This is a genomic window from Piscinibacter gummiphilus (assembly GCF_032681285.1).
GTDB classification, from domain to species: domain Bacteria; phylum Pseudomonadota; class Gammaproteobacteria; order Burkholderiales; family Burkholderiaceae_C; genus Rhizobacter; species Rhizobacter gummiphilus_A.
The window spans coordinates 5324927-5342024 of the sequence record NZ_CP136336.1; the positions used below are offsets into that span (position 1 = coordinate 5324927).

Consider the following 17098-nt stretch of genomic DNA (forward strand, 5'->3'; position numbering starts at 1 on the left):
ATGGACCTCGAAGCCCGCAAGCTCATGAGCGAAGCGCTCGTCGGCGCCGGCACGTCGGTGTGGGCCTGGGATTTGGCAGACGACGCGCTGACCGGCATGGACGGCAGCGTCGCCCTGCTCGGCTACCAGCCAGGCGACCTGCCTGCCACCCAGCAGGCCTGGGACTCCGTCATCCACCCCGAAGACCTGGCCGCCAACGACGCCGCCTACCAGGCGCACGCCGCGGGCAAGACCTCCGCCTACGAAAGCGAGTACCGCGCACGGGCCAAGGACGGCTCCTGGCGCTGGCTGGCCGAGCGTGGGCGCATCGTCGAATGGTCGCCCGACGGCGCACCGCGCCGCATGGTGGGCACGCTCACCGATGTGACGCTGCGCAAGCAGGCCGAGCTAGAGGCCGCCGAGCGCGACGAGCGCCTGCGCCAGATCACCCGCCACGTGCCGGGGTTGCTGTACCAGTTCCGGCTGCCGCGCGATGGCCGCGGTGTCTTCCCCTACGTCAGCGAGCGCTGTCGCGACGTGCTGGGACTCGACCCGCAGGAGCTGATGCACAACGCCAGCCTGCTCTTCGGCCGCATCGACCCGGCCGACCGCCAGCGCACCAACCGGATGCTGGAAGACTGGACGCACACCCAGACGGCCCGCCGCATCGAGTTCCGATACCTGCACCCCAACGGGCACCAGCGCTGGATGCTCGGGGTGTCATCCCCTCGCGCCGAGGCCGACGGCACGGTCGTGTGGCACGGCTACCTCGAAGACATCACCGAGTACCGCGAACTCGAACGCGCGCGGGAGCTGGCCGCGGCCGCCGAGGCGGCCAACCGCGCCAAGACGGAGTTCCTCTCGCGCATGAGCCACGAGCTGCGCACGCCGCTCAACGCGGTGCTCGGCTTCACGCAGCTGCTCGAACTCGACCAGACCGACCCCCTGAGCCCCGGTCAGCGCCACCGGCTCGGCCTGGTGCGCGAATCCGGCGAGCACCTGCTGCGCATGATCAGCGACCTGCTCGACCATTCGCGTATCGAAGCAGGCCAGCTGTCGATCGACCTCGTCGACGTGCCGCTGCCCGAGCTGCTGCGCGAGTGCGTCGACATGCTGCACCCGGCCGCGCAGGCCGCCGACGTGCGCCTGCACTGGGGCCACCTCGACGACCCGTTGCGGGTGCGCGCCGACCCCACGCGCTTGCGCCAGGTGGTGATCAACCTGCTGAGCAACGCGATCAAGTACAACCGCCGTGGCGGCGAGGTGCGGCTGGAAGCGCGCCATGAAGAGGGCCGCATGGTGGCGCTGCGCGTGATCGACACCGGCGTGGGGATCGCCCCGGCCCACCTGCCCAGCCTTTTCGAGCCGTTCAACCGGCTCGGCCAACGGCGCAGCGGCATCGAAGGCACCGGCATCGGCCTCGCCATCACACGCGGCCTGGTCACGCTGATGCACGGGCGCATCGACGTCAACAGCGTGCTCGACAAGGGCTCGACCTTCAGCGTGCTGCTGCCCGACGCCTCGCCTCCGCGCACTCAGGACGTCAACTTGCCGATGTAGAGGATGGGCCCGGTGGGCGCGCCGGTGGGCGAACCGCCCGGCGGCTCCAGGCTCACGGCGAAGGCCGCGGTGTTGTCGAGCACCCGCCCCCGCTGCACCACGGTCGCCCCTTGCGCCGAGATCAGGCCGAGCGAACGTGGCGCCCCGCTCGGCGGCACGGCCCACAGCTCGAGGGCCTTGTCCGCCTGCAGCGACACCTGCTGGATCGGCTTGGTGACGAGCGCGCGCCCGTCGGCGCTGATGCTTGCCACGAACGACGCCGGCACCACACCGCCCACGCCCGGCGTGCCGCCGGCCGCCGACAGCACGACGACGATCGGCGGCTGCGCCGGTTGCGGCAGGGCCAGCAGCACCGCCAGCGTGAGCGCTGCCATCGAGGCCACGCCGGTCAAGGCCCGCCACACCGCCAGGCGCTCCCACCAGCCCGGCCTGGGCGCGGACACCGACGCAATGCGCCGCTCGATCGCCTGCCACACCCGGGCGGGCGGCACCACCGGCTCGACCGTGGTGGTGAGCGGCATCAATCGGGCTTCCCACTCGCGCACGGCCCGGCGCAATGTGGGGTGCACGCGCGTCAGCGCAACGAAGCGGCGCCGCGCGGCACCGCGCAGCGTGCCGGCCACGTAGGCGGCGGCGAGGCGATCAGCGAGTTCGGGGCGGCTGTAGTCCATCGTGTCGTCATTCCGCCTGCAGATCGCGCACCACGGCGCCATCGAGGCAGGTCTTCAAGGCCAGCAGCGCACGCCGCACCCACGACTTCACGGTGCCCAGCGGCTGGCGCATCCGCTCGGCCACCTCGGCATGGCTCAGCCCGTCGTAGAAGGCGAGCGCCACACTCTGCCGCTGCTGCGCACTGAGGCCCTGCATGCAGCGCCCGAGCGCACGCGCATCCGAGGCCTGGCTCAGGAGCGCCAGCGGCCCGGGCGTGGTGGTGTCGGCCACATCGTCGTACACGTTCTTGTCCTCATCGCCCTCGCCCGACAGCGGCGCGGGCTGGGTTTGCGGCTCCGCCTGACGGCGGCGCAGGCTGTCGATGGCCCGGTTGCGCGCGATGCTGGTCAGCCAGGTCAAGGGCTGGCTTTGCGCCGCATCGAAGGACTGCGCCGCCCGCCACACGTTGACATAGACCTCCTGCAGCACGTCTTCGGCCTGGGCCCTGTCCCGGTTGATACGCAGCACCACCCCGAACAGATGCGAACTGGTGCGCTCGTAAAGCTGTGCGAAGGCCGCACGGTCGCCCAGCCCGCTCTTGGCGAGCAGCTGCGACAGCTCGCGGCTGCGTTCGGTCCAGTCCTTGGGGTCAGTGCGCATGATGGGCCCGTGATGAGGGGGGAATGATGCCGGGCTGTCGCATGCAAAGCGAGACCCGTCCGTACAATTCCGCGCCATGCCGCCTGCCACCGCACCTCGTTCGCGCGAATTCGTCCTCACACTCTCGTGCCGCGATGCCAAGGGCATCGTCTACGCCGTCTCGGGCCTTCTCTACCAGGCGGGCTGCAACATCGTCGACTCGCAGCAGTTCGGCGACCTGCCCGACCAGGTCAGCGCGCACGCCACCGGCCTCTTCTTCATGCGGGTGCACTTCGAAGCGCCACCGCACCTGGCCGACGTCGACACGCTGGAGAGACTCTTCACCAGCGTGCGCGAGCAGTTCGCGATGGACGCCAAATTCCACAGCCTGGCGCGCAAGCCGCGCCTCCTGCTGATGGTGAGCCAGCACGGCCATTGCCTGAACGACCTGCTCTACCGCTGGCACTCGGGGCAGCTCGAGATCGACATCCCGGCGATCGTCTCCAACCACCCGACCTTCGGCGAGCTCGCCGAGCGCTATGGCATCCCCTTCCACCACCTGCCGCTGGCCGCCGGCGCCTCGGCCGAGGCCAAGCGTGCGCAAGAGCAGAAGGTGGAAGCGCTGGTGGCCGAGCACGAGGTCGACCTCGTCGTGCTGGCGCGCTACATGCAGATCCTGAGCCCCGAGTTCTGCGCCTTCCTCAAGGGCCGGGCGATCAACATCCACCACAGCTTCCTGCCGAGCTTCAAGGGTGCCAAGCCCTACTTCCAGGCGCACGACCGCGGCGTGAAGCTGATCGGCGCCACCGCGCACTACGTGACGCCCGAGCTCGACGAAGGCCCCATCATCGAGCAGGACGTGGCGCGTGTGGACCATTCGCTCAGCGCCGAAGACTTCACCGCCGTCGGCCGCGACGTCGAGTGCATGGTGCTCGCCCGCGCGGTGCGTTGGCACGTCGAGCACCGTGTGCTTTTGAACGGCCAGAAAACCGTCGTCTTCCACTGAGGAGGCTGAACCCCGATGCCGCGCCCGCCCAAGCCGCCCGAGATCGCCCTGATGAGCTCGTCCGACGACGCCGAGGCGCAGTTCTACGAAGCCTTGCAGCGGGCCGACATCGAAAAGCTGATGGCGGTGTGGTCCGACGAAGACGACATCTGCTGCGTGCACCCCAACGGCCCGCGCATGATCGGGCCGGCGGCGATCCGCACCGCCTTCGAGGCGATGTTCGGCAACGGCGCGATCGACGCCCGCCCCGAGCGGGTGCGCCGCGTGCAGACGCACGACAGCGCGGTGCACAGCGTCGTCGAGCGCATCCAGGTGCTCACCGAGGAAGGCCCGCAGATGGCCTGGGTGCTGGCGACCAATGTGTATGTCAAGACCTCGCTCGGCTGGCGCCTGGTGGCGCACCATGCCAGCCCCGGCACCGCGCAAGAGTTGCCCGAGGTCGGCGAGACGCCTTCTGTCCTGCATTGATCTGGAATGAACGAGTACCGCGCTCCGCGCTGGCTGGCGGGCGATGGCCCGTGGGGCGGCAACCTGCAGACGATCTGGCCGGCGCTCTTCGCGCGCAGCCACCAGGGTCCGCGGCCGGTCTACCGGCGTGAACGCTGGACCACCCCCGACCAGGACTTCATCGACGTCGACTTCCAGGTCATGCCTGACGACGACGGCCGCGTGCGGCCGATGCTCGTGCTCTTCCACGGCCTCGAAGGCTCGTCGGACAGCCACTACGCTCGCGCCTTCGCCCACTGGGCGCGCCAGAAGGGCTGGCGCTACGCGGTGCCGCACTTCCGCGGCTGTTCGGGCGAACTCAACCTCGCGCCGCGCGCCTACCACTCGGGCGACTTCGAAGAGATCGGCTGGGTCCTCGAGCGCCTGCGCGCCGGCCACACCGGGCCGATGGTGGCGGTGGGCGTGTCGCTCGGCGGCAATGCGCTGATGCGCTGGGCGGAAGAGGCGGGCGAGACGGCGTCGCGCACGGTGAGCGCCGTGTGCTCGGTCTGCTCGCCGCTCGACTTGGCCGCCGGAGGAGAAGCCATCGGCCGCGGCTTCAACCGGCAGGTCTACACCCGCATGTTCCTGCGCACGATGGTGCCCAAGGCGCTGCAGAAGCTTGCGCAGCACCCCGGCCTCTTCGACGGCAAGGCCCTGCAACGCGCCCGCGACCTCTACGATTTCGACAACATCTTCACCGCCCCGCTGCACGGCTTTCGCAACACCGAAGACTATTGGGCGCGCGGCTCGGCCAAGCCGCACCTGCCCCTTATCCGCATCCCGGCGCTGGCGATCAACGCACGCAATGACCCTTTCATCCCCGCAGCCAGCCTGCCGAAGCCACACGAGGTGGGTGCGTTCGTGACACTGTGGCAACCGGAGCATGGCGGCCATGTGGGCTTCCCGCACGGTCGCTGGCCCGGTCATGTGCTCACCCTGCCCGAGCAGGTGATGGACTGGATGACCCAACACATTGGAGCCACGCATGGATGAGATCGTCAAAGCCGCGCTGAAGAAGTGGCCCAACGTGCCGGCCTGCTATGGCTGGCTCGCACTCGACGCGCGCGGCGACTGGTACATGCGCGACGACCGCATCCAGGCCGCCGGACCCTTCCCCACGGTGAAGGGCAGCCGCATCAACCACGACAAGCTGCGCGAGTTCATCGAGCGCAACTACGACCGCGACGAACACGGCGACTGGTACTTCCAGAACGGCCCGCAGCGCGTCTACGTGGAGCTGGAGTCGGCGCCGTGGATCTGGCGCCTCGAGGCCCGCGCCGGCGCTGCACCGGCCATTCGCTCGCACACCGGGCGTGAGGCCCGGTTCGAGGCCGCCCTCGTCGATGAGACCGGGCGGCTCTACCTCGCCACCGACCTCGGCCTCGGCATCGTGCACACGCTCGACATGGAAACCGCGGCCGACGCGATCGAGGCCGGCCATTGGCACACCGAAGAGTGTGCCGCCGCCGACCTGCCCCGCCGCTACGGCCACCGCCTGAGCCCTCAGCGTGAGCGCGGTGCCGCCGCCGCTCACATGCCGTAGAACACGTAGTCGGCCGCGTAGGCCACCTGCTGGCGCTGGCCCTTGGCTGCTGCCGTGCACGCGGCGCTCGGTGCGACGCCGCCCTTGGTGTTCAGGCGCTGGATGTAGGCCACGCCCTGCATCGCGCCAGTGCCCATCGCCGGGTCGGCCTTCACGAGTTGCAGCGGGATGTTGCCCGCACCGCCTGGCGCCACCGCCACCTGCTTGCCGGTGACCTTGGAGCCGTCGTTCGCCTCCCAGGTCGGCCCGGCGTAGTACTTGCCGACAGCCTTGTCGCCCGGGCCGTAGAGCGTGGCGACGGGGCCGACGAAGGCCCACTCGAACTGGCCCGCCATGTCTTTCTTCTCGCGGCACTCGTAGGTGAGCTCGCCGCGGCCGACGGTCCACATCGTCTGCTTCGCCCCGGCAGGTGCGCGCACGGCGTCGGGCAGCGCCATGTTGTCGACCATCGTCGGTGCAGGGGTGGTGGAACAGGCCGACACGGCAGCGGCCAGGCCGGCGAGCAAGAGGGCGTTCTTCATGGTCATCTCCAAGGGCATCGGTAAAAGGTTGAAGGGGCGGCGACACGTCCGCCTGAGCCCCTCTACGCAGCCGAGGCCCACCTGGATGCATGAATCACGCGGGCATGAAAAAGCCGACCCGAAGGTCGGCTCGTGCGTGAGCGCGGGAGCAGCGCTTACTTGGCGTCGGACGCCGCCGACGCCGCGGCCGGAGCCTTGGGCTCGGCCAGCTTGCCGCCGCTCTGGTTGCCCATGAAGACCACCGCGCGGGCGATCTCGAAGTCGCTGAAGTCGCCACCGCCTTGCGGGCCCATCGCGCCCTTGCCCTTGAGGGCGCTGTTGAGCAGGGTCTCGAGGCCTTGCGCCAGGCGTGGGGCCCAGGCGGCGGCGTCGCCGATCTTGGGAGCGCCCGCGGCGCCGGTGTTGTGGCACGCGCCGCATTGGGCGGCCACGACCTGCTCGCCGGTCTTGAGCGAGGCCACGTCGGTGGCGTCTTTCACTTCCACGCTCGCCACCGGCTGGATGCGGCGGGCCACGGCCTCGGGCTTCAGGCCATCGCTGCCGGCACCGGGGCGGGTGTCGGCGCCCACGCGGCTGACCAGCAGCACGATGACGGCGATCGGCACGATGAAGGCGAAGATCACCGCAGCGATGAGCTGCTTGACGTTCTTGATCGGCCCTTCGTGCGGGGCGTCGTCGTGTTCGGTGTGGTGGTGGTCGCTCATGAAATCCTCGGAGGCTGGCCGCTTCAGTGGTGGGCGTAAGGGGCGTGGCGCAAAACCGCGGGATTATAGACGGCCGACCCACGACGCCCCGGCCGTGAAAAAGGCCCACTGATAGAATCGCCGCCCACGCGTCCGTAGCTCAATGGATAGAGTACTGCCCTCCGAAGGCAGGGGTTGCTGGTTCGATCCCAGCCGGACGCGCCAAGGCTTGCATCAAGAAGAAGAGCCTTCCCCGCGCACCCCATGACGCCGCACCGCCCGGCTCCCGAGCGCCACCCCCAGGGCAAAGCCCGCATACACCCACACGAGCCCGCGAGCCGACAGGCGCTTCTCGAAGCCCGGCGTGAAGCGGCGCGGGGTCATCACCAAATCGACCGTGGCCGCAGCGGCCGTGGCCAGCGCCGCATCGCGCAGGTCGGCATGCAGCGGGTGCGCCAGTCGCCGGCTCGCAAAGAAACGCTCGTAGAGAACGCCCCAGAACACCGCCGCACCCTGGTGCACCAGCACGCCGACGCCGGTGTAGCGCCAGCTGGCATCGTCGCGCCGCAGCGCGCGGTCGCTCCAGAGCCAGTGGCTCGGCGCGTTGACGGGTGCGAACACACTGCCCGTCTCCTTGCGCCCGCGCCACGCGAGCACGCCGAGCGACAACAAGCCGGAGGCCATCCCTGGCCACAGGCCGTCGCGTGCTGCTTGAGTCCAAGTCTTCATCGTGTCTCCTGTGAACGCTGCGAGGCACATGACTTGCCGGCCTCGCCCATGGACACCCTCGGCAAACACCATGCCCCTTGCTGCGGGAGCGCGCCATGCGGGTGCTGCTGACCGGCGCCACCGGCTTCATCGGCAGCCGCCTGGCGCTCGCCCTCGCGCAGGCCGGGCATGAGGTGGTGGCGGTGGTGCGCCGGCCCGGCGTGGCACTGCCCGGCGTGAGCGCGCAGGTCGCAGGCGACTTCGCGCGCGACCTGCAACCCACCGACTGGCAGCCGCGCCTCCAGGGCATCGACGTGGTGGTGAACACCGTGGGCCTCCTGCGCGAGCACGGCACGCAGCGCTTCGACACGCTGCACGAGGCGGCGCCGATCGCGCTCTTTCGGGCCTGCGTCGCAGCCGGCGTACGGCGCGTGGTGCAAATCTCGGCACTCGGTGCCGATGCGCAGGCGCACAGCCGCTATCACCTGAGCAAGAAGGCGGCCGACGACGTGCTGCTGGCACTGCCACTGCAGGCGAGCGTCGTGCAGCCCTCGCTGGTCTACGGGCCCGGCGGTGCGAGTGCGCAACTCTTCGACCTGCTGGCCGGCCTGCCGCTGCTCGCCCTGCCCGGCCAGGGGCAACAACGCGTGCAACCGATCCATGTCGACGATCTCGTGCAGGCACTCGTCGCGCTGGTCGAACGGCCCGAGGCGCACAGCCGCCGCATCGCGCTCGTCGGGCCGCGGCCGCTCACGCTGCGCGAGTTCCTCGGTGGCCTGCGCGCAGCGCTCGGGCTCGCAACCCCCGTGGTATGGCCGGTGCCGATGGCGCTCGTGCGCCTGGGTGCGCAGGCAGGGCGCTGGTGGCCGGGCGCCCTGCTCGACTCCGACAGCCTCGCCATGCTCGAGCGCGGCAACACCGCCCCCGCCGACGACACCATCGCCCTGCTCGGCCATCCGCCGCGCGGCGTGGAGGCGTTCACCCCGCACGAGACGGCCCGAAGCACCGGCGTGATGGCGCAGCTGGCGTGGCTGCTGCCACTGCTGCGCGTGAGCGTCGCGCTGGTGTGGATCGTGACCGGCGTGCTGTCGCTCGGTGTCTACCCCGTCGAAGACAGCTACGCGCTGCTCGCCCGGCTCGACGTGGGTGGTGCCCTCGCGCCGCTGCTGCTCTACGGCGCGGCCGGGCTCGATCTCGCGCTCGGCCTGCTCACGCTCACCTTGCGGCGGCACCGCCCGACGCTGTGGCTCGTGCAGCTGGGCCTCATCCTCGGCTACATGGTGCTCATCACCTGGCGCCTGCCGGAGTTCTGGCTGCACCCCTACGGGCCGATCCTGAAGAACCTGCCGATGCTGGCGGCCATCGTGGTGCTGATGGTGCTGGAGCCGCTGACGAAAGAGAGACGCTGATGGAATACCTGATCACCAAGTGGCTGCACATCCTCTCGTCGACGATCCTCTTCGGCACCGGCATCGGCTCGGCCTACTACCTGCTCTTCACGAGCCTCGCGGTGCGCAAGACCGGCGATGCACGGCCGGTCGCCGTGGTCGCGCACAAGGTGGTGCAGGCCGACCTCTGGTTCACCACCACGACCATCGTGCTGCAGCCGCTCACCGGCTGGTACATGACGCACCTCGCCGGCATCCCGCTCACGAGCAAGTGGCTGATGTGGACCTACGGGCTCTACCTGCTGGCCGGCGCCTGCTGGCTGCCGGTGGTGTGGATCCAGTTGAAGATGCGCGACCTCGCCCGCGCGGCCGACGCCCGCGGCGAGCCGCTGCCACCACGCTACTGGCGCTTCCTGTGGATCTGGACGGCGCTCGGCGTGCCCGCCTTCTTCGGCCTCGTCATCGTGTTCTACCTGATGGTGGCGAAGCCGGTCTGAGCGCCCTGCAACGCTGGAATTCCTGCAGGAAGGGCAGCAGCACCAGCATCGCGGCGCCGACGAGCACCGCCGCCTTCGCCGCGGTCGGCACCGGCGGGTCGCGCAGGCGCAGGGCCCAGTCGGCCGTCTCGGGGCCGAGGCCGAGGATGGCGAGCGACTGCCCGCGGTAGGCGATGCACAGCGTGAGCAGCGCGAGCCACGGCAGCCCCATCTGGAGGCCATGCACCCACTGCTCGATGGGCGGGATGACACGCCGTGCGCTCGCATAGGTGAGGTCGACCCACAACGTGATCTCGTGCAGCACGCAGGCGGCGAGTGCCAGCAGCAGCACCGTCGCGGTCACTTCGCACCACAGCAGCAGCAGCACCGCCACGCCCAGCTCGCCGATCATCAAGAGGTGCAGGGCCGACTCCTTCCAGCCCGCGCTCGACTCGATGCGCTCGCGGCGGTGGCAGGCCCAGTCGGCGAAGCCGGCGAGCATCCACACCGGCAACAGCGCCCCCAGCAGCAGACGCTCGAGCAGGTGGGCCGTCGCGTCCAAGGGCGGCGTGCTCTAGCGCGGGCGGCGCACGGCCTGCGCACCCAGCCACAAAGCACCGCCGAGGGCGGCCCACATCCACCATCGGTTGGGCTTCTCGCTGTGGCGGAAGCCACCGTCGATCGCGTTGCCGATGGAAGGTGCGTAAAGATTGCCGTCACCCTTGGGCGCGGTGTCGGCCTGGCGCAGATAGCGCTCGACCACCCGCGCGCCGATCCAGCTCGACAGCAGCGGCGACACCGCATGCCCCGCGCGCAGCGCCGTGGCAGCGGCGCCCACCGTCGTCGACGCACGCGGCTCGCGCGCCACCGACACGATGGCCTCGGCCGCCATGCGCGGGTCGTAGAGCGGGGGCGCGGGCTTGAGCCGGCGGCCGGTGTAGTTGGCGGCGTGCGACATGCCCGGCGTGTCCATGAAGGCGGGGTACACGTCGCACACGTGGATGTCGGGCCAGCCCGACATCTCGCCACGCAGCGCCTCGCTGAAGCCGCGCAGGCCGAACTTGCTGGCCGAATAGGCCGCCGCATAGGGCGCAGCCGCCCAGGCGCCGAGCGAGATCATGTTGACGAGCACGCCCTGCTTGCGCGACATGAAGTGCCGCAGCACCGCATGCGCGCCGTGGAAGTGGCCGAGCAGGTTGGCCTCGATCACGCGCCGGTGCGCCTCGATCGGCGTCTCGGTGAACGAGCCGACCGCGCCCACGCCGACGTTGTTGACCCACACGTCGATGGCGCTGAAACGCTCGACGGCCGCCGCCGCGAGCGCACGCACCTGGTCGGCCTGTGTCACGTCGGTCGGCACGACAAGCGCCTGCGCGCCACGCGCGCGGCACAGCTCGGCCACGTCTTCCAGGGGCGCCGGGTTGCGCGCGGCCAGCACGAGGTGCGCCCCGGCGTCGGCAAAGGCCAGCGCCGTGGCGCGGCCGATGCCGCTGCTGGCGCCGGTCAGGACGACGGTGCGGCCGCGCAGCTCGCGCCGCTTCACTGGCTGGCTGCCGAGGCCGAGGGCATCGGGGTGGTCGGGCTCATGCTGCCCGGGGTGCCGCTGTCGCCTGGCGCGGTGGTGCCGCCACCCGGCGTGGTTGACGTGCCGCCCGGCAGGGTGTCGCTCGGCGTCGTGGTGGTGGTGCCGGGGCCGGCGCCGGTCGGCGGCATGTCGTCGCGCTTGTTGCAGCCGGCGAGCGTGAGGCCGGCCGCGGCCAGCAGGGCGAACGTGAGCGTTGGGATGCGGTTCATGGGTTCTCTCCTTCAGTTGAAGTTCGACAGGCCTGCTTGCCGGTACCGGGTAGGTTTTGCAGCAAAGCAGCGGGTGAGGGCCTCGCCCGAGGTCGAAACGAGTCCACGACCGCGATTGCGGCAACCGATGTGCCGCCCCTGCCGGAGAACGAGGCCCTCAGCGCGCCCCGGGCCAGACGCCGGGCCGCACGCTCGACGCGGTGATGAGCCCGTAGGCCGCGATGCCGAGCGCCACGCCGATGAAATGGCCTTCCAGGCCCAGGCCGAGCCCGTTGGCCAGCCACGCGCCCACGCCCACCGCGAGCGTGATGCGCGTGAGCCCTGCCACCACCGGCCACACCATGCGGCCCGCACCCATGCAGCCGAAGTACATCGCCATGCCGAGGCCGAAGCCGCCGAACGCGAGGCCGGTGTACTGCAGACCTCGCGCCGCGGTGATGGCCACCTGCAGGTCGCTCGTGAAGAAGAGCGCGAACTGCAAGGGCCAGCTCGCCACCCCCAGCCCCACCGCGCCCGAGACGACGAGCGACAGCAGCCCGCCCACCCACGCGGTGCGGCGCGCGGTGGCCCAGTCACCGGCCCCGACCGCGCGGCCGACCAGCGCCGTGAGCGCCGAGCCCACGCCGAAAGCCAGCGGCACGATGAGGAATTCGAGACGCGCCGCGATGCCGTAGGCCGCCACCGCCGCCACCCCATAACCCTTGAGCTGTGCGGTGACGAGGATGGTGGTGAGGTTGGCCACGGCCGCCAGCGTGCAGGCGACCGCCCCCACCGCCAGGATGCGCTTGAAGAGCGTCCACGACGGCTGCACCCGCAGGCTGGGCACGAAGCCCGCACCGCCGCGGAAGACCACGAAGGCCATGGCGGCCGCGGCCACGCACTGCACCAGCGCCTGCGCCGCGCCCACGCCGGCGAGGCCGAAGCCCATCGGCTCGGCCAGCAGGTAGGCGAGCAGCGGGAAGGCGAGCGCGGTGAGCAGCAACGTGCGCGCCGCCACCGCATGCTGCCCACCACCGCGCAGCACCGAGGCGAGCGTGTTCGACAACCACGCCGGAATCGCCCCGAGGCCGAACAGCCAGAACGCATAGACCACCGCCGCGTCGGCCGCGTCGGCGCCGGCCACCGCCGTGAGCATGGGCCGCGCGAACACCGACAGGCCGAGCGCGAACAGCAGCCCGAAGCTCACCGCGATGATGAGCGCGTGCAGCACCAGCGCCGAGGCTTCGTCGCGCTTGCCGGCGCCGAGCGTGCGCGCCACCGCCGACACCACGCCGCCGCCCATCGCGCCAGCCGACATCTGTTGCAGCAGCAGCGCAAAGGGCAGCAGCACCGCCCAGCCGGCGAGCGCCGCCGTGCCCTGGCGCGCGGCGAGCCAGGTCTCGACCAGCTGCGCGCCCACCTGCAGCAGCGCGAGCAGCGTGGTCGGCGCCGCCAGCGCCATGACCTGCTTCAGCAAGGCCCGCGGCGGGGCGACCGCGGCGGCCAGCGTCGCCGTCATGGCTGGCGATAGATGATGGTCATCATCTGACCATCGTAGCGGGCCGTGGCGGTTTGTGCTGACGCTCAGCGGACAACGACGTTCTGCTGGGCGAGCGCCTCGATGACATCGGCCACCAGCCGCCCGGCCTGCACTCGGCCGCCGCCCGCCTCGTGCGTGAGCCCGAAGCGCACGATCACGAGCTGCTGGCTCGGCACGACGATCAGGTACTGCCCGAGGTAGCCGTAGCCGAAATAGGCATCGGCCGGCGCGCCTGGCAGGCCCCAGGGGAAGCCGAGCGGGTGGCGACTGGTCGCCGGCACGTTGAGCCAGAAACCGGCGCCGTAGCCGGTGTCGAGGGTCTGGGTCGCCGCCTGGCGTGCCCAGTTCAGCGGCAGCAGGCGCTCACCGCCCACCTCGCCGTCGTTCAGGTACAGCAAGCCGAGCTTGGCCCAGTCGCGCGCCGTGCCGTAGAAGTGGCTCGCGCCCACCGGCGTGCCGGCGGCGTCGAACTCCATCACCACCGAGCGCATGCCCAGCCGGCCGAAGAGTTCGGCGTGGGCGAAGCGCTGCACGTCGGCCGCGGTGCCGCCGACCGCATCGCGGATCGCCTTCGAGGCGCGCATGTAGCCGGGGTCGGAGTAGTCCCAGCGGGTGCCGGGCGGCACCTCCTGCGGGCGGCTCTCCGCGTAGGCGGCCATGTCGGGCTCGAGCGACCACATGCGGGTGGCGTCGTCGAAGCCGTTGTAGCCGCGAAAGCGCGCCTTGCCCTCGGTCATGCGCAGCAGCGGGTCGAGCGGCCTCGGGTCGAGCCGGCCCTGCAAGGCGAGCACGCCCACCAGCGCGTGCGTGGCCGACTTGCTGATGGAATGCGCATGCCAGGCGGTGTGCATCGTCAGGTCGGGCGCGTAACGCTCGGCGACGACACGCCCGCGGTGCAGCACGACCACTGCCTTGGTGGCCTGCCACGACGGGTCGAACGCCGCGTCGAGTGCGGCCTGCAGCTTCGGGGAGGAAGGCGTGACCAGTCCGGGGCCGGCGATCTCGGGGAGCACCGGCGTCACGGGCGCCTCGACCCGCGCGGGCACGGCCGGCGGGATGCGCCCGTTGTCGAGCAGGCAGCCCATGCCGTCGCGGTAGACGGCGCGGCTGGGAAAGCCGCCGAAGGCGGTGGCGCGCACCTGGCGCCGGGGGCGGTCGAGCTCATAGTGCAGGCCCCAGTCGAGCAGCCACATGCCGCCTTGCGGCCGCATCTCCTCGCGGTAGGCCTGGTCGACATCGCGGCCCGACACGAAGACCGCCGAACACAGCGCCTGGCTGACGCCGGACGTGGCCACCTTGAGGCCGTGGCCGGGCGACAAGGTCGTGCAACCGGCCAAAGCGCCGATGGCCGCCCCGCCGGCCAAAAGCCAGCCCAGTCGAAAAGAGAAGGTCATGGTCATGAAAGCTCCTGTGGATGTGGAGCCCTCAGGATGCGCAGCCGCGCGTTGCCGGTCTCGCCGATGCCGGAATCGGCTGGTCGATTTCTGGAATCGGCCAGCGAAACGGAAAAAACCTCAAGCGGAGCCGGTCTGGCCCGCCCTGCGGAATTCAGTGGGGGTCTGTCCGGTCTCGGCCTTGAAGGCGCGGTTGAACGGGCCGAGCGACTGGAAGCCGGCGTCCATCGCCAGCGTCAGCACCGGCACCGTGGCCTGGCCCGGGTCGGCGAGCGCCGCCTTCACCTCGTCGACCCGGTAGCGGTTCAGGAAGGCGTTGAAGTTGCGGTACCCCAGACGCTGGTTGATCGCCCGGCGCAGCCGGTATTCCGGGACCGCCATCCGCCGGGCCAGTGCGGCGATGGTCAGGCCCTCTTCGCGGTAGACGCGCTCGGCCCGCATCAGCGATTCGAGCCGTCCGACCAGGGCCGCCTCGGCCGGGTCGTCGGGCTTGTCTGGCACCGACGGCTGTGGCGCCCTGGCCTCGGCGATCGTGCCGATGAACAGGTCGTCGGCCACGCGGAGGATGCGCCCCGCCGCCACCCCCGCAATGACCGACAGGGCCAGCAGATCGACCTGGCCGCGCCAGACCTCGCCGGCGGCACCCGGCAGCAGCCGCAGCCCCATGTTGACGAGGGTGTAGGCGCCGCCCGCCCCGACGATGAAAACCCGCAGGCGGCGGCGCCGCTCGACCAGGTCGGCCCCCCAGGACGCCAGCGACTGCGCCATCGCCAGGCCCGCGAAGCCCAGGGTGGCCAACGCCACGACCACGTCGATCGCCGGCCGCGCCGGCACGAAGCGGTAGGCCAGCGCGAGCGCGGCCATCGCCGCCCACGCCAGCGCATGGACAGGCCGCAGCCGGAACTCGTCATCGAACACCGAGCGCGAGAAGAGCCAGAACACCACCGCGTTGCCGGTCGACAGCACCGCCAGCGGCGCGCGTACCACCGGGGGCCAGGCCATGAAGCCGGCACTCGACTGCAGCGCATAGGCGGCGACGCCGACACACAGGGCGGCACCCAGGCCGAGCGCCGTGCGCACCCGGCCGGGTGGCAGGCTGGCGCAGCGGCCGGCGAGCAGCGCCGCAACGAACACCATCAGCGTCACCAGGCCGATGCGCAGCACGAAGTCGAGCGTGTGAAGAGGCGTCTGGGTGTCCATGCCGGAAGGGCCGAATACGGGAAACGGCGGGCGCATCGTAGCCGGCCATGGCACCATCGCCGCCTCCTGTTCCACTGCCCACCCTCGATGAAAGCACCCGTCCTGTCTGCCGTGCTGGCCGCCGTCGGCGCCGCCCACGCCGCCCCCGCCACCTACAGCGTCGACCCGATGCACACCTTCCCGAGCTTCGAGGCCGATCACATGGGCATGTCGATGTGGCGCGGCAAGATCAACAAGAACGCCGGCACCATCACGCTCGACAAGGCCGCGGGCGCCGGCAAGGTCGACATCACGATGGACATGACGAGCATCGACTTCGGCCTCGACATCATGAACAGCAAGGCGCGCGAAGCCGAGCTCTTCGACACCGCGAAGTTTCCGCAGGCGCGCTACACCGGCCGGCTCGACGGCTTCCAGAACGGCGCACCCTCGCGCGTGGTGGGCGAGCTCACGCTGCATGGCGTCACCAAGCCCGTCACCCTCACGATCCATAGCTTCAAGTGCATCCCGCACCCCATGCTCAAGCGCGACTGGTGCGGCGCCGATGCGTCGACCACGATCAACCGTGCCGACTTCGGCATCGACGCCGGCAAGGACTGGGGCTTCAAGATGGACGTCGGCTTGCGCATTCAGGTGGAAGCGGTGCAGGCGGAGTGATGACCACCCTGCGTCCGCGCTTGAGGCTCAGCAGCGCCAGCGCCATCAGCGCTGCGCCCGCGAGCTGCACGCCACTCAAGGCGCGGCCGTAGACCACCCAGTCGACGACGATCGCCGCCAGCGGATAGACGAACTGCAGCACCGCGATGCGGTCGGTCGGCAGCCGGGCCATGCCGGCATAGAGCAGCACGTAGGAGAGGCCGGTGTGCAGCACGCCGAGCCCGGCGAGCCACCCCCACGCCGCTGCACCTGAAGGCCAGCCGTGCAGCACCGGCCACATCACCAGCAGCACGGTGCCGACCGCGCACTGCCACCACGCCATCGCGAGCGAGCCGACTTCTTGCGCCGCCTTGGCGATCAGCGTGACGAGTGCATAGCTCAGCGAGCCGCCCAGGCACATCAGGAGGCCCAGCGCATACCGCTCGGGATCGGCCGGCCATGATTCATCGAGCAGGCCCGAGGCGAGCCCCAGGCCCAGCAGCGCCACGAGCACCGCGCCCCACTGCCGCCGCGTCACCGGCTGGTGCCACCACCACGCGCCCAGCACCAGCACCCACAGCGGCTGCACGTGGAACACCACCGTCGCGACGCCGATCGAGGTGCGCGGGATCGCCGCGAAGAAGAGTCCCCAGTTGAGGAGCATCAGCAGCGCCGCGGTCAGCGCCCAGCGCCAGGCCCGCCACGGCAGGCGCAGCTCGCCCAGGCGCCGCGAGGCCGCGGCCCACCCGGTCAAGGCAAGCAGCCCGAAGGCACACCGGCTCCACACCGTGGTGAGCGGGTGCGCGCCGGCTTCTTCGACGAAGACGCCGAGCGTGCCCAGCAGCAGGCCGCCGGCGACCATGAGGGTGGTGCCGTGGCGAGAAGACGCGCTGTCGTTCGGGCTCATGCACG

General features: G+C 70.8%; 20 protein-coding genes and 1 tRNA gene. 9 read left to right on the forward strand and 12 right to left on the reverse strand.

The window, feature by feature from the left end; genetic code table 11:
• Positions 1-1539 (forward strand): sensor histidine kinase, encoded by a 1539-nt coding sequence (locus RXV79_RS25285; RefSeq protein WP_316700903.1) that lies wholly within the window; start codon positions 1-3, stop codon positions 1537-1539.
• Here RXV79_RS25285 and RXV79_RS25290 read toward each other — a convergent pair.
• Together RXV79_RS25290 and RXV79_RS25295 are read right to left on the reverse strand one after the other, a co-directional pair.
• Positions 1515-2210 carry an anti-sigma factor gene (locus RXV79_RS25290; protein WP_316700904.1) on the reverse strand — a complete coding sequence of 232 codons (696 nt, stop codon included), beginning with the start codon at positions 2208-2210 and terminating at the stop codon, positions 1515-1517. The genes RXV79_RS25285 and RXV79_RS25290 overlap by 25 nt on opposite strands.
• A gap of 7 nt (positions 2211-2217) precedes the next feature.
• Positions 2218-2850, reverse strand: a complete 633-nt coding sequence (locus RXV79_RS25295) for a sigma-70 family RNA polymerase sigma factor (RefSeq protein WP_316700905.1) — start codon at positions 2848-2850, stop codon at positions 2218-2220.
• 76 nt (positions 2851-2926) lie between these two features.
• On the opposite strand from RXV79_RS25295, the gene purU reads away from it, so the two are divergent.
• From purU to RXV79_RS25315, 4 genes are read left to right on the forward strand one after another with little or no spacing between them, the layout of a single operon-like run.
• Positions 2927-3835: a formyltetrahydrofolate deformylase gene (gene purU / locus RXV79_RS25300; protein WP_316700906.1), complete on the forward strand. Its 909-nt coding sequence runs from the start codon at positions 2927-2929 to the stop codon at positions 3833-3835.
• Positions 3836-3850: 15 nt separating this feature from the next.
• The gene (locus RXV79_RS25305; RefSeq protein WP_316700907.1) at positions 3851-4303 is read left to right on the forward strand and encodes a YybH family protein; all 453 of its coding nucleotides are present in this window, start codon (positions 3851-3853) and stop codon (positions 4301-4303) included.
• Between the two features lie 6 nt (positions 4304-4309).
• Positions 4310-5317, forward strand: coding sequence for a YheT family hydrolase (locus RXV79_RS25310; protein WP_316700908.1), 1008 nt, complete (start codon positions 4310-4312; stop codon positions 5315-5317).
• The gene (locus RXV79_RS25315) at positions 5310-5867 is read left to right on the forward strand and encodes a DUF2946 family protein (RefSeq protein ID WP_316700909.1); all 558 of its coding nucleotides are present in this window, start codon (positions 5310-5312) and stop codon (positions 5865-5867) included. Before RXV79_RS25310 ends, RXV79_RS25315 begins: the two co-directional genes overlap by 8 nt.
• On the opposite strand, the gene RXV79_RS25320 is transcribed toward RXV79_RS25315, so the two are convergent.
• Together RXV79_RS25320 and RXV79_RS25325 are read right to left on the reverse strand one after the other, a co-directional pair.
• Positions 5855-6388 (reverse strand): DUF3455 domain-containing protein, encoded by a 534-nt coding sequence (locus RXV79_RS25320; protein ID WP_316700910.1) that lies wholly within the window; start codon positions 6386-6388, stop codon positions 5855-5857. The genes RXV79_RS25315 and RXV79_RS25320 overlap by 13 nt on opposite strands.
• Before the next feature lie 155 nt (positions 6389-6543).
• Positions 6544-7092, reverse strand: coding sequence for a c-type cytochrome (locus tag RXV79_RS25325; protein ID WP_316700911.1), 549 nt, complete (start codon positions 7090-7092; stop codon positions 6544-6546).
• A gap of 128 nt (positions 7093-7220) precedes the next feature.
• On the opposite strand from RXV79_RS25325, the gene RXV79_RS25330 reads away from it, so the two are divergent.
• Positions 7221-7296 (forward strand) — tRNA-Arg (locus RXV79_RS25330).
• 9 nt (positions 7297-7305) lie between these two features.
• Here the strand turns inward: RXV79_RS25330 and RXV79_RS25335 are convergent.
• Positions 7306-7800, reverse strand: coding sequence for a hypothetical protein (locus RXV79_RS25335; protein WP_316700912.1), 495 nt, complete (start codon positions 7798-7800; stop codon positions 7306-7308).
• 95 nt (positions 7801-7895) lie between these two features.
• On the opposite strand from RXV79_RS25335, the gene RXV79_RS25340 reads away from it, so the two are divergent.
• Positions 7896-9188, forward strand: coding sequence for an SDR family oxidoreductase (locus RXV79_RS25340; RefSeq protein ID WP_316700913.1), 1293 nt, complete (start codon positions 7896-7898; stop codon positions 9186-9188).
• On the forward strand, positions 9188-9664 hold the full coding sequence (locus RXV79_RS25345; RefSeq protein ID WP_316700914.1) for a DUF2269 family protein: 477 nt from the start codon (positions 9188-9190) through the stop codon (positions 9662-9664). The genes RXV79_RS25340 and RXV79_RS25345 overlap by 1 nt, the downstream gene beginning before the upstream one ends.
• On the opposite strand, the gene RXV79_RS25350 is transcribed toward RXV79_RS25345, so the two are convergent.
• The 6 genes from RXV79_RS25350 to RXV79_RS25375 form a co-directional block, all read right to left on the reverse strand.
• Positions 9627-10205 carry a diguanylate cyclase gene (locus RXV79_RS25350; protein WP_316700915.1) on the reverse strand — a complete coding sequence of 193 codons (579 nt, stop codon included), beginning with the start codon at positions 10203-10205 and terminating at the stop codon, positions 9627-9629. The genes RXV79_RS25345 and RXV79_RS25350 overlap by 38 nt on opposite strands.
• 12 nt (positions 10206-10217) lie before the next feature.
• Positions 10218-11186, reverse strand: coding sequence for an SDR family oxidoreductase (locus RXV79_RS25355; RefSeq protein WP_316700916.1), 969 nt, complete (start codon positions 11184-11186; stop codon positions 10218-10220).
• Positions 11183-11437, reverse strand: coding sequence for a hypothetical protein (locus RXV79_RS25360; RefSeq protein ID WP_316700917.1), 255 nt, complete (start codon positions 11435-11437; stop codon positions 11183-11185). Before RXV79_RS25360 ends, RXV79_RS25355 begins: the two co-directional genes overlap by 4 nt.
• 157 nt (positions 11438-11594) lie before the next feature.
• Positions 11595-12935, reverse strand: a complete 1341-nt coding sequence (locus RXV79_RS25365; protein WP_316700918.1) for an MATE family efflux transporter — start codon at positions 12933-12935, stop codon at positions 11595-11597.
• A 65-nt stretch (positions 12936-13000) separates the two neighbouring features.
• Positions 13001-14350 (reverse strand): serine hydrolase domain-containing protein, encoded by a 1350-nt coding sequence (locus RXV79_RS25370; RefSeq protein WP_316700919.1) that lies wholly within the window; start codon positions 14348-14350, stop codon positions 13001-13003.
• Positions 14351-14470: 120 nt separating this feature from the next.
• Positions 14471-15550, reverse strand: coding sequence for a helix-turn-helix domain-containing protein (locus RXV79_RS25375; protein ID WP_316700920.1), 1080 nt, complete (start codon positions 15548-15550; stop codon positions 14471-14473).
• An 87-nt stretch (positions 15551-15637) separates the two neighbouring features.
• On the opposite strand from RXV79_RS25375, the gene RXV79_RS25380 reads away from it, so the two are divergent.
• Positions 15638-16207, forward strand: a complete 570-nt coding sequence (locus RXV79_RS25380) for a YceI family protein (protein ID WP_316700921.1) — start codon at positions 15638-15640, stop codon at positions 16205-16207.
• On the opposite strand, the gene RXV79_RS25385 is transcribed toward RXV79_RS25380, so the two are convergent.
• Positions 16155-17093, reverse strand: a complete 939-nt coding sequence (locus RXV79_RS25385; protein WP_316700922.1) for a DMT family transporter — start codon at positions 17091-17093, stop codon at positions 16155-16157. The two genes, RXV79_RS25380 and RXV79_RS25385, sit on opposite strands and share 53 nt — an antisense overlap.
• Positions 17094-17098 lie beyond the last annotated feature (5 nt).

Coding starts and splice junctions, on each gene's coding strand:
- RXV79_RS25285 (WP_316700903.1), top strand. CDS start 1: ATGGACCTCGAAGCCCGCAAGCTCATGAGCGAAGCGCTCGTCGGCGCC.
- RXV79_RS25290 (WP_316700904.1), bottom strand. CDS start 2,210: ATGGACTACAGCCGCCCCGAACTCGCTGATCGCCTCGCCGCCGCCTAC.
- RXV79_RS25295 (WP_316700905.1), bottom strand. CDS start 2,850: ATGCGCACTGACCCCAAGGACTGGACCGAACGCAGCCGCGAGCTGTCG.
- purU (WP_316700906.1), top strand. CDS start 2,927: ATGCCGCCTGCCACCGCACCTCGTTCGCGCGAATTCGTCCTCACACTC.
- RXV79_RS25305 (WP_316700907.1), top strand. CDS start 3,851: ATGCCGCGCCCGCCCAAGCCGCCCGAGATCGCCCTGATGAGCTCGTCC.
- RXV79_RS25310 (WP_316700908.1), top strand. CDS start 4,310: ATGAACGAGTACCGCGCTCCGCGCTGGCTGGCGGGCGATGGCCCGTGG.
- RXV79_RS25315 (WP_316700909.1), top strand. CDS start 5,310: ATGGATGAGATCGTCAAAGCCGCGCTGAAGAAGTGGCCCAACGTGCCG.
- RXV79_RS25320 (WP_316700910.1), bottom strand. CDS start 6,388: ATGAAGAACGCCCTCTTGCTCGCCGGCCTGGCCGCTGCCGTGTCGGCC.
- RXV79_RS25325 (WP_316700911.1), bottom strand. CDS start 7,092: ATGAGCGACCACCACCACACCGAACACGACGACGCCCCGCACGAAGGG.
- RXV79_RS25335 (WP_316700912.1), bottom strand. CDS start 7,800: ATGAAGACTTGGACTCAAGCAGCACGCGACGGCCTGTGGCCAGGGATG.
- RXV79_RS25340 (WP_316700913.1), top strand. CDS start 7,896: ATGCGGGTGCTGCTGACCGGCGCCACCGGCTTCATCGGCAGCCGCCTG.
- RXV79_RS25345 (WP_316700914.1), top strand. CDS start 9,188: ATGGAATACCTGATCACCAAGTGGCTGCACATCCTCTCGTCGACGATC.
- RXV79_RS25360 (WP_316700917.1), bottom strand. CDS start 11,437: ATGAACCGCATCCCAACGCTCACGTTCGCCCTGCTGGCCGCGGCCGGC.
- RXV79_RS25365 (WP_316700918.1), bottom strand. CDS start 12,935: ATGACGGCGACGCTGGCCGCCGCGGTCGCCCCGCCGCGGGCCTTGCTG.
- RXV79_RS25370 (WP_316700919.1), bottom strand. CDS start 14,350: ATGACCTTCTCTTTTCGACTGGGCTGGCTTTTGGCCGGCGGGGCGGCC.
- RXV79_RS25375 (WP_316700920.1), bottom strand. CDS start 15,550: ATGGACACCCAGACGCCTCTTCACACGCTCGACTTCGTGCTGCGCATC.
- RXV79_RS25380 (WP_316700921.1), top strand. CDS start 15,638: ATGAAAGCACCCGTCCTGTCTGCCGTGCTGGCCGCCGTCGGCGCCGCC.
- RXV79_RS25385 (WP_316700922.1), bottom strand. CDS start 17,093: ATGAGCCCGAACGACAGCGCGTCTTCTCGCCACGGCACCACCCTCATG.